At 74.2% G+C, this 10,827-nt stretch carries 5 protein-coding genes and 1 pseudogene; 5 read left to right on the top strand and 1 reads right to left on the bottom strand.

The window, feature by feature from the left end; all coding sequences use genetic code 11:
- The 3 genes from ONA70_RS30385 to ONA70_RS30375 form a co-directional block, all read left to right on the top strand.
- The coding region (locus tag ONA70_RS30385; RefSeq protein ID WP_265009932.1) for a thiamine pyrophosphate-dependent enzyme at positions 1 to 1,145 on the top strand (1,145 nt) is incomplete at its 5' end.
- Positions 1,146 to 1,227: 82 nt separating this feature from the next.
- Positions 1,228 to 2,040, top strand: a complete 813-nt coding sequence (locus ONA70_RS30380; protein ID WP_265009931.1) for a hypothetical protein — start codon at positions 1,228 to 1,230, stop codon at positions 2,038 to 2,040.
- A gap of 299 nt (positions 2,041 to 2,339) precedes the next feature.
- Positions 2,340 to 3,254, top strand: coding sequence for a DMT family transporter (locus ONA70_RS30375; RefSeq protein ID WP_265009930.1), 915 nt, complete (start codon positions 2,340 to 2,342; stop codon positions 3,252 to 3,254).
- A 112-nt stretch (positions 3,255 to 3,366) separates the two neighbouring features.
- Here the strand turns inward: ONA70_RS30375 and ONA70_RS30370 are convergent, their stop codons facing one another.
- Positions 3,367 to 6,600, bottom strand: a complete 3,234-nt coding sequence (locus ONA70_RS30370; RefSeq protein ID WP_265009929.1) for a hypothetical protein — start codon at positions 6,598 to 6,600, stop codon at positions 3,367 to 3,369.
- Positions 6,601 to 7,024: 424 nt separating this feature from the next.
- On the opposite strand from ONA70_RS30370, the gene ONA70_RS30365 reads away from it, so the two are divergent.
- Both ONA70_RS30365 and ONA70_RS30360 read left to right on the top strand, forming a co-directional pair.
- Positions 7,025 to 9,187, top strand: coding sequence for a hypothetical protein (locus tag ONA70_RS30365; RefSeq protein WP_265009928.1), 2,163 nt, complete (start codon positions 7,025 to 7,027; stop codon positions 9,185 to 9,187).
- A pseudogene (locus ONA70_RS30360) lies at positions 9,184 to 10,827 on the top strand (hypothetical protein); the annotation flags it as partial. The gene ONA70_RS30365 and the pseudogene ONA70_RS30360, both read left to right, overlap by 4 nt.

The raw sequence follows: 10,827 nt of genomic DNA, 5'->3' as shown, positions 1-10,827 counted from the left end.
TGGCCGGCGGCGGGGTGATCTACAGCGGAGCCACCGAGGCGCTGCGCGAGTTCGCCGAGCGGCACGGCGTACCCGTGGTGGCGACCCAGGCGGGCAAGGGTGCGCTGCCGGACGATCATCCGCTCTGCCTCGGCGCGGTCGGGGTGACCGGCACGTCCGCGGCCAACGCGGTCGCCGCCGCCGCCGACCTGGTGATCGGGGTCGGCACCCGCTACAGCGACTTCACCACGGCCTCCGGCACCCTGTTCGGCGAGACCCGGTTCGTCAACGTCAACATCACCGGCTTCGACGCGGCCAAGCTCTCCGGCACCCAGGTGGTCGGCGACGCCCGGGAGAGCCTCGCCGCGCTGGACGCGGCCTGCGGCGACTGGGCCACCCCGACCGGGTACCGGTCGATGGTCGCGGACCTGGCCGCCCGGTGGGCGGCCGTGGTGGACCGCGCCCGGCACGCCGTACCGGACGCCGCGCCGACGCAGGCGGCGGTGATCGGCGCGGTCAACGACGCCGCCGGTCCCCGCGACGTGGTGGTGTGCGCGGCCGGGTCGATGCCGGGCGACCTGCACAAGCTGTGGCGCAGCACCGACCCGAAGGCCTACCACGTCGAGTACGGCTACTCCTGCATGGGCTACGAGATCGCCGGTGGCATCGGGGTGAAGCTGGCCGCGCCGGAGCGGGAGGTGTTCGTCCTGGTGGGCGACGGCTCCTACCTGATGCTGCCGAGCGAACTGGTCACCGCGGTCGCCGAGGGCGTCAAGCTGGTCGTGGTGCTGGTCGACAACCAGGGCTTCGCCTCGATCGGCCGGCTGTCCGAGAGCGTGGGCGCGCAGCGGCTCGGCACCGCGTACCGGGACCGGGCCGGTGATCCGCTGCCGGTCGACCTGGCGGCGAACGCGGCGAGCCTCGGCGCCGAGGTGATCCGGGCCGGGACCATGGCCGAGCTGCGCGCCGGGCTGGCCGCAGCGAAGGCCGCGGACCGGACCACCGTCGTGTACGTCGCGACGGACCCGATGGAGCCGGGGCCGGACGGCGGCGCGTGGTGGGACGTCCCGGTCGCCGAGGTGTCCACGGTGGCGGCGACGCGGGCGGCCCGGGAGGCGTACGAGACGGGCCGCAAGGGGCGCCGCGCCCGCCTGCGCCCGTCCTGATCGGGCGAACGGGCGCGGGGCGCGTCCCCACCGACCGGGCCGCGCGAGGTGGCGCGACGGCCCTACGCTGCTCGTTGTGTCGGTGCGTCGTGCTCGTATCCTCGCCCTGCCTTTCGGGTCGCTGGCGTTCGCGCTGCGGTTGGCGGCGACGTTCTGGGTGAACCCGCTGACCTGGCAGATGCGGCCGGCGGGCCTGAGCCTGCTGGTCTGGCTCGCAGGTCCCGTGGTCAGCGTGGCGATTCCCGTCGGGCTGTACCACCTGGCCGTCCTCAGGGCCGTCCCGCGCCGGCCCGCGTCGTTCCAGCTCGACAACGGCGCTCTTGTCGCCCCTGCCTCCCCGCACGACATCGGCACCGCCGCCATCATCGTGCTGTGGATCGCCGCCGGCGCGGTGCTGACCGAACGCGTGCCCAATGCGGATCAGCTGCGTCTCGCCCAGATCGACTTCGCGGCCCTGGTCTCGATCGCCATCGTGGGTCTGCTGTCCGCGCTCGCCGTGGCGCTGGTGCTGGTCGACCGGCCGTGGGTGGCGCTGAATCGGGACGGGATCACGGTGCAGCGGATGACCTCCCGTCGGTTCATCGGCTGGCCCGAGCTGGCTCCCGGCGGCCCGCCGCCCCCACCCGGCCGCCGGCCTCGCAACCTGTGGCTCTACCGCACGCACGGTCCCACCGTGGGCGGGCGGCCCAGGCCGGAGCTGCTGCCCGTCGGCCAGTTGCAGGTGGATCCCGCGTTCCTGGCGAACACGATCCACCACTACGTCGACCAGCCCGGCCAGCGCCCCGACATCGGCACGGAAGCCGAACTGGACCGGGTGCGCACGCCGGTCGGCGGCCAAGGAGATGATCAAGTCCGGGGCGTCGCCAGAAATATCGAGAGCGACGACCGACGATGATCGCCTACCCTCGGCGCGCCCATGCCCCGCTCGATGCTGATCCGCGCGTGCAGGGCGAGCGAAGCTACCGCGGTCGGCTCGGCGCTCATGAGAACGTGTTGGTGTCGTCCACCGGCTGGTGATTAGGATCGGATCATGGGCCGGACCTTCGACATCATCACCCCGCCGCGCTCCTGAGCGGGGCGCCTCTGCTCATCGTGTCCAGCCTGTGCCGGCTGGGCGCGCGGTCCGTGCATCGCTGAGTTCGGTACGCCCCGCTTCCGCGACCTCAATTTCCTCTCGTCGCAGGAGCGATTTTCATGCTTGTCTCCGAACACCCGGTGGCCTCCGTCCGACGCTCCGCCACCGGCCTGTGGTCGCTCGTCCTCGCCGGCGTGCTGTGGGGCACCGGTGGCCCCACCGGCAGCCTCCTCGCCCAGGAAACAGGGCTGTCATCGCTGGCGGTGGCCGCCTACCGGCTCGCCGCCGGCGGCGCACTCCTCATCGCCTCGCTGTGTCTGACCCGGCGACCGCTGCCGCGCGGCCGTAACGCCTGGACCCGGGTGGTCGTGAACGGGCTGCTCGCCGCCGTCTTCCAGGCCTGCTTCTTCGCCGCGGTGTCACTGACCAACGTCAGCCTCGCCACCCTACTCACCATCGGTGCCTCACCGGCCCTGGTCCTGTCCGCCGAATGGATCACCGGACAGCGGCGGGTCGGTCCCCGGATGCTCGCCACGATGGCGCTGGCCGTCGGCGGTCTGGCCCTGCTCGTCGGCACACCGTCCGGCGGCCTCAGCGCCACGCGCGTGCTTGCCGGAGCCGGACTCGCGCTGCTGTCGGCAGCCGGCTTCGCCACGATGACCTTCATCGGCACCCGACCCGTCGCCGGTCTCGACGACCTCGCCGCCACCGGCGTGAGCTTCGCGATCGGCGCGGCCGTGCTCGCCCCTGCGGCCACCGTGGCAGCCGGCATGGACTTCCTGCCGACCCCGGCGGCCGTGGGGTTGCTCCTCCTGCTGGGCACCGCACCCACCGCGGTGGCGTACGCCCTGTACTTCCGGGGTCTGCATACCACCCCGGCCAGTACGGCAGCGCTGATCGCACTACTGGAACCGCTCGTCGCCACGCTCCTGGCCACGCTGTACCTCGGCGATCGCCTCGGCTCGACCGGCCTCATTGGCGCCGGGCTCATCACCACCGCCATCGTGCTGAACACCCGCGGCACCCGCCCGTGACAATCGGGGCCCGGCCAGCACCGACCGGACCTGCCCGGGCCCCAGGTCTCGCACTGTCGGCGCTTCGGTCAGGACAGGCGCCATCAGCGCGGACGCCGAGCAGTTCGCTCGGTCAGCGCTGCGGCATCGGCGCCGGCGGTTGCGGCCCGAAGTGCACGCCCGTGATCGGCCCGCCGGGCGGCATGAGGATGTCCAGCATCCGGGTCCGCCCGTCGGCTCCGGGGTCCCGGATGAACCAGAGGTGATACCGGGACTCGGCGGGGATGTTCGTGAAGTCCGCCAGCGCGTGCTGGAGGTAGAGCTGTGCCGTGGCCCGTTGCTGCGCGGCGGTCTGCAGATGGATGTCGTCGGACTTCAGCTCCAGGAACTCCGGCAGCGTCCCGGTCATCCAATGCCCGTCCATGTTGGACCGGTCCTTCAGCCAGGTGTAGGTCCGCCTGCCCAGCAGCCACATGGTCTGTTGCTCGACGGGCAGCGGCCCGAGGAAGAGGTGCTCGGCGAGCCGCCCGCGCATGCCGTTGGCCACCACCGTGAGGCCGCGGAGCTGGCCCTCGACCATCATCTGCTCGAATCTGTCGATCATGCCGAGCCGGGTCTGCGGCTGGTACCGGCGGAACGCGCCGGACTCGGCCCGTTCGATGACCTGCCGGCAGTCGGCCATCGCCTGCTGCTGCGGTTCGGTCAGGTCGCCGAATGTCCGGACCACCTCGTCGAGGATCGCCGGCCACACCGGGTCGCCGCGATCGACGCCCATGTTGCGTGGCGAGGGCCGGGGACCGGGTGGGCGCAGCGGCGGCGCGAGTTCCAGTTCCCGGCGGAGCCGGCTGGCGTGGAAGCCCAACAGCCGGGCGATGAGCGCGGGCCGGTCGGCGGGCGGTGCCTGCTCCAGCAGTGCGGCGAACCGGTCGAGGGCGTTCGCCAGTCCCTTGGGGCCCAGCTTCGCGAGCAGTTTGAGGGCCAGCACCGGCCCCCATCGCCGCCCGAAGGCGACAGCGTGCGGGTCCGCGGCCAGCCCGTGCAGCTTCGTGGTGTAGGCCCGGATGCGACCGATGCTCTCCATCTCGGGGTGCGCCATGAGGCTCAGGAACTGCTCCCGGCCCCAGGCGGCCTGCGCCAGGATGTCCGCGATCGCCTTCGCGCCCATGGCGGACTCCAGGCGCTCCAGGCCGACCCTCGGCGCCCCGGGCAGCACGACCGGCTCCGGGGGCGGCCCGAGCCGGGTGGCGAGCTCGGGGACGTGGACCAGCCGGTCCGGCGTGGCCGGCCGGTCCGGCAGGGCGCTCGCCGGCAGGAGCAGCAGTCGGCGGCCACCCGCACCGGTGACGACCGTCGTGTCCGGGGCGGCGCCTGGTGCCCGGCTGGCGGGCGGGTAGACGGTGTCGAGGGTGGGCGCGCCGTCCTCGCTGACCGCCACGACGCCGGGCAGCACGGACTCGAAGCTGGGTGGGCCGTCCGGCAGGGTCAGCGTCGCCGATATCCCCGCCTCGGCCAGGCGCAGCTCGATCTCCGCCTTGGCGGCGGTGGCACGGGCGAACGCGGCGTCCCGCTCGGCTCCCATCGGCAGCTTGTCGAGCAGCGCCACGAAGCCGTTCCAGGCGGTCCCCGCGCGGTTGAGCCAGTCCCGGACCTGGGCCGGGGTGGCGGTCCCGTCCCGCACCGCGGCAAAGTCGGCCTGCACGGTGGCACGGGTCTCGTCGAGGGTGGCCAACGCCTGCTGGTCGGCCGGGGCGAGGCTGCCGCGGGCGGCGCCGAAGCGCTCGACGAACGAGGTCGCCAGCAGCCCACCGGTCAGCACGACGCCGGTGGTGGCGATCTGCTGCACCGCGGCCACCACGCTGTCCCGCAGGTTGCGCAGCTCACCCGTCTTGATCAGGTGCTGCACCTCGCCGAAGGCGAAGGTGGCGATCTGCTCGACGGCGAGCCGGGCGACCTGTTCCGTCCGCTGGCCCGAGCGGGCCGCCGCGGTGAAGATGCCCGCCGAGCCGCTGAGCACGACCCGGACGGCGGCGGTCTGCGCCGCCTGCCAGCCGAGGTCCTCGAGGAACGAGGAGCCGGTGATGGCGTCCGGACCCAGGAGCAGTTCCGTTCCCGCCCGGGCGACCACCGTCTCCCACATCAGCCGGGCACCGACCGTGCCCGCCGCCACCACCAGCGAACCGGCCACGGTCGTGGTGTCGATGACCGTGGCGAGGACCATCCCGGCAGCGGCGCCCGCCGCGCCAGCGGTGATCGCGCTGACCAGACCGACGAGGACGCCGGCGGCGACCGCCTTGGCGATCTTCTGGACCTCGACGATCTTCGTGAGCGCCGTGACGTCGTCCTGGTACTCGCGGCGGTCCGTGACTGCCTCCAGCACGGCGACCGCCAGCCGGTACGCCTGCGCGGCCTCGACGTACCTGCCCTGCTTGAACTGGCTGATGCTGGTCTCGGCGTGGCTGAGCGCCACCGCGAGCTCGATCACGTAGCCGTCGAGCCGGTCGGCGGCGGCGCTCGGCAGCACCGACTGGTCGGCGAGCCAGGACAACTGCTCCCGGCGGGACAGCAGCAGCACCAGCAGACCGATGATCTGCAGCTTCTGGCTGAACCGGACGTACGGCTGGAGGTAGTCGCGGAACGGGTAGTCGCGTACCCGTTGCAGCTCGGCCGTCAGCGGGCGGCGGAGGAACCAGTCCGCGCCGGCCGCCGTCATGGTGACGCCCGCCTCGGCGTCGGCGGCCCGGGTCGGCAGGGCGTCCGAGCCCCGCTCGGCGCGCAGCGCGAGCAGCCTCGCCACCTCGTCGCCGAGTTGGCCGATGGTCAGCTCCAGTCCGCGAGGGTCGTGCAGGTAGAGGTCCGGCACCTCGGCGCGGAACTCGCCGACCAGCCGGTCGCCGGTGTCCTGCCGGAACTCGATCCGCGCCTGCGGCGCGTCCGCGAGCGCGTCGGCGATCGCCGCGCAGTACGCCGTGCGGGCCTGCCACAGCTTGCTCCGCAGGGCCACGTCGAACGGCGGCAGGTACCGACCGGGGCGGGCCAGCTCGGCGAGCTGCCGCAGCGTCGGCCCCAGCGTCACGGTCATCACCCAGGCCCGTTCGACGCCGCGGACCCGCCGGGCCTGCTGAGCGGGTGTGGGCACCGGGTCGTCGGGGGAGGGGTCCTGCATCAGGTACAGCCGGAGCCGGACGGGCTTCAGCTCGGACGCGTACGGCACCAGTTCGTCGACGGCCGCCAGCAGCTCGGCCAGCAGCAGGTCGTGCGGCATCCGGCAGGTCAGGTCCTGCGGTGCGGCGAGGTCGACCGGCTGTCGGGCGCCCACGGTGGCGAGGACCGCCCCCAGTACGCCCGGTTCCTCGATGGTCTGGGTCATGGACTCCCCGCCTCGGTGTGCGGCGGCGCCGCACCGCCAGTGGTCGCGGTCGCCAACGGGTGTGGTGGGCACACCTTCGGGACCGCAGGCCCGTCGCGGCAAGGGGAGAGTCGGCTTTCGGCGGCAGCCCTGACCGACCGGCTGCCGCTCCGGCCCGATCGGTGCTTGTCGGCGGGCAAACGTCTCTCGGGCCGCCCGGCGTCCGTCGAGCTCGGACCGACGACGGGTGATCGCGCGATGGCGCTTCGGATCGTCTCGATCGCGTTACGGGGTGCACCGTCGGGAGGACGACAGTTCACCCTGGTCGATCGCTCGTAGCCTCCCGGGGACTCCCGCACCGGATCCGACATGTGGGCGGGAGACGAGGGGGGACCATGGTTCAGGGTGAACGGCGCGCCGATCGCGGCGGCCGGGTGGACGAGTCGTGACCGGGGTCGTGGCGGCGGTGGCCGCCGGCGGGTTGGTCACCGACCACCCGGGCGCGACGCCACCGATGACGTACAACGTGCTACTGCGGGTGCCCGGCTCCCTCGGTACGCCGACGGTCGTGCGGGGCACCTTGCAGAACACCGTCGGCGGCCGGCGTACGGCGGCGCAGCGCCCGACGCTGTCGCTGTTCCTGTGCCCGGGCGCGACGCTGCGCGGCATCGCGTACTGGCTGCTCAGGAAGGCCAAGCCGAGCGGGGCGCCGGACCCGACGCCGTACGACGAGATGCGGGTGGCCACGGCGCTGTGGGCGTGGAACCGCGACTACCTGGCGGCGCTGGGCGGTCCGGCCGGGTGGCGTACCGGGCTGTGGCTGCCGCTGCCGGTGGAGGTCGACGCGGGCGGCGCGCAGTGGGTCACCGACTGGGAGACGGTCGGCGGCTGGGCCGACCAGCTGCCGAGCCCGCTCGGGGCGGCGCTCGACACCCCGGCCCAGCACCTGCCGCTGCCCGAGCCGGCCGTGTTGAGCACCGAGGTGGCGGCGTGGCTGTCCGGGCGGGACCTCGACGACGTGGCCGACGTGGTCGCGCGGGACCTGGTGGGCAACCCGTTCGAGGCGGTGTTCCGGATCCTCGAGATCCTCCGCCAGGTGGCGGCGGACGACGCCGGCGACGCCGTCGACCTGGCCGCGGCGGTGACCAACGGGCTGGCCACCTGGGAACTGTCCACGCTGGCCTCGGTGACCGCCGGGCACGGTGTGCTGCGTCGACTGTGGTCGCTGGTCGGCCCCAGCAGCGACGGGGACGCCGAGGACGCCCGGGACCTGCTCGGCCCCGCGCTGGGCCTGACCCGGACCGGCTCCGGCGTCTGGCAGCCGCCGGACGTGCTCGGCCCCACGGTCATCCCCGACGAGCTGACCGCGCTGCCCCCGGCGCCGCCGGTCAAGGGCCGGAAGCCGGCCCCGCAGGGCCTGGTGACGCCGTGGAAGGTGGCCGCGGAGAACCCGGGCGGACGGCACAGCATGATGCTCGGCCGCGACCTGTGCATCGGGGTCACCGACAGCTACACCCAGAAGAACGGGACCAGCTGGACCGGACCGGCCTACGTGGGGCGGCTGGATCCCGCGCAGTTCATCCAGGACAACGCCGCGGCGATCGGGTTCACCACCGACGCCGAGCGGGCCCGGCTGCGGGTCGTCGAGCTGATCGCCCCCAACGAGGGGCGGCTGGACGCGGCCCGCGGCGCGGACAAGGGCACGCTCTCCACCGGCATCCAGCAGTGGTCGGCACACCTCAACGAGGAACTGCCCGTACTGCTCGCCCGGTTCAAGCGGGTCGCCCCGGACCACTACGACCTCTTCTTCGGCATGTACGGGCTGCAGCCCGAGCCGTGGTGGCGGGTCGACGGCAAGGAGGCCGCGGCCGAGGTCGCCGACCCCGCGGCGGTCCGGGCCGCCAACCCCGAGGCCTTCGACGCCGCCGGCGCCGCCAAGCAGGGCAAGGAGTACGCGCTGCGCTACGCCACCCTGTTCCAGGTTCGTCCGGGCGGTGGCCGGGTGCGGCTCGCCGAGCCGCCGGACAGCGTCGTCGAGGTGCTGCCCCGGCACGCGTTCTTCGGGGTGACCAAGCAGGGCAAGGCGTACACGGTCGCCCCGGAGTGGTGCGCGCGGATCCGGCTGGCCTCGCTCTGCTCGCTGCCGTACAACCTGGTGCAGGTGTGGACGGCCGTGTGGCGGTTCGAACGGCTCGCCCGCCAGCCGCTGGGCAAGGCCACGCTGATCGTCCGGGGGCGGCCGTACCGGATCCGCGACTTCTCCGTCTCCGAGTACGGCGCCGCCCTCATGATCGACCAGCACATCAACGCGCCGTTCTGGGTGACCGCCGCCATCGACCGGGCGATCGACCGCACCGAGCGGGCGATCGCCCGGATGCCCGAACCGGTCCGCACCGAGCTGCGGCCGTTCGACGAGGGCACCTCGGGCCCGCTACGCGCCCAGTGGCTGCGCCTGTTCCAGATCAACTATCTGGCCGAACGCGACCTCGTCGGCAAGGCCGACCGGGACATGCGGATCACCGGCCTGCACGACCGATTCGACAAAGACCACAACTGGACCGGGCTCGACCCCGAACCCGGCAGCTTCGCGGGGTGGGTGGGGCCATGACGATCAACGTGGCGGGACTTCCCGCCGAGGTCCAGGATCTCGGCGTCGCGCTGGGCCTGCTCGCCCCGGCGGGCGGCGGCGTCCGGCTGGTCGAGGAGTTCTTCGCCGACCCGTGGAGCCGGGTCGGCAAGCTGGTCGCCAACGACGTGCAGCGCGCCGCCCTGGTACGCGCCATCGAAGGGCTGCTGCCCGAGGCCCGGCCCCGGTTCGTGGACGGCGGTGGCGGGCAACTCGGCCGGCCCGTCCGGTACGTGCCGCTGCTGGAGGAGGGCGGCAAGGGACAGGTGTTCCTCGTCGTGGAGCGGTCCGGGGTGGCCGCGTCCGCGCCGCTGACCCTGGCCGTCGCCGCCGAGGCCGGACCGGTGCCCGGCGGCCCCGCCGTCACCGCCCGGGTGGACCTGCTGGTGGCCGCGGGCGGCACGGTCACCCCGGTCGCCGCCAGCAAGGACCATCCGGTCCGGCTGCGGGCGCAGGCGCCGCTGGGCGACACCGGCGCCCGCGTCGAGGCGGCCGTGCTGCTGGTCGCCCCACCGGACGAGGCGCTGAGCCGGATCACCGTGACCGTACGCGGGCTGCCCGGCACCACCGAGCCGCTGGTGCTGGACCCCGCCGCCGGCAGCGCGCAGCTCGCCCTGCTGGTCACCGCGCTGCTGCGGTACGTCCTCGCCGAGGTGGGCGACGACGTGCCCGTACCGGTGCAGTTGGTCGCGGCGAACCTGCCCGGGCTGCTGGGGCTGACCCCCGGGTCGGTGCCGCTGCCGCTGGGCGACCTCGCCGCCAACCCCGCCGCGTTCCGGTCCTGGCTGGCCGCGCTGGTCGCCGCGCGGACCCCGGACGGCGTACCGGGCCTCGTCGGCTGGCTCGACTCGATCGCCGGCCTGCTCGGCGCCGACCCGTCCAAGCGCGCCGACCTGCCCACCGACGCCGACCCGCTGCTCATCCCGGTGGTGGCCGGACCGCCCTCGGTCGACCTCACGGTGGCCGTCCGCACCGACCCGGCCACCGGCGCGCCCGCCCTCGTGGTCGGCGCCCGGGTCGCGTACGCCGGTGGCGCCGCGCTCGACGCCACGGTGCTCGGCGACGCCGTGCTGCTGGTGGTGCCGCTGACCGGGAAGGCGCCGGCCGCCCTCTTCGAACGCCTCGACGTGCTGGTCGCCGCGCCCGCCGCGGCGGGGCGGCTCTACCCGGCCGCCGGGGAACCGGCCGGCGCCGTGCAGGTCGGCGGTCTGCGCGCCGGTCTGCGCTACCTCGCCTCGACCGGCCAGATCACCCCGCTGCTGGAGCTGCGGGACGTCACCGTCGCCATCGGCGGTCAGCCGAACCACCTGGCGCTGGTCGACCTCACCGACGCCCGCTCGCTGACCGCCGCCGCCCAGTCGCTGCTGACCGACGCGATCGACGCGGGCCTCGGGCCGGCCGCCGGCCCGGTCGCCGCGCTGCGCCGCCTGCTCGGGCTGGGCACCACCCCGGGCGTCGACCTCGGACTGCTGACCACCGCGCCGACCCGCGCGCTGGCCGCCTACTACCGGCAGCTGCGGCAGGAGCCCGACGGCTGGCCGGGCGTCCTGCGGGACGTGGGCCGGCGGGCGGCAGCGTCAGGTCGCCGAGGACGTGCGGCACCCCGTCGGCGGGGGCGGCGA

It is taken from the genome of Micromonospora yasonensis (assembly GCF_026013475.1).
In the GTDB taxonomy this organism is placed as follows: Bacteria; Actinomycetota; Actinomycetes; order Mycobacteriales; family Micromonosporaceae; genus Micromonospora; species Micromonospora yasonensis.
This window is presented reverse-complemented; position numbering and strand designations above follow the sequence as displayed.

Coding starts and splice junctions, on each gene's coding strand:
- ONA70_RS30375 (WP_265009930.1), top strand. CDS start 2,340: ATGCTTGTCTCCGAACACCCGGTGGCCTCCGTCCGACGCTCCGCCACC.
- ONA70_RS30370 (WP_265009929.1), bottom strand. CDS start 6,600: ATGACCCAGACCATCGAGGAACCGGGCGTACTGGGGGCGGTCCTCGCC.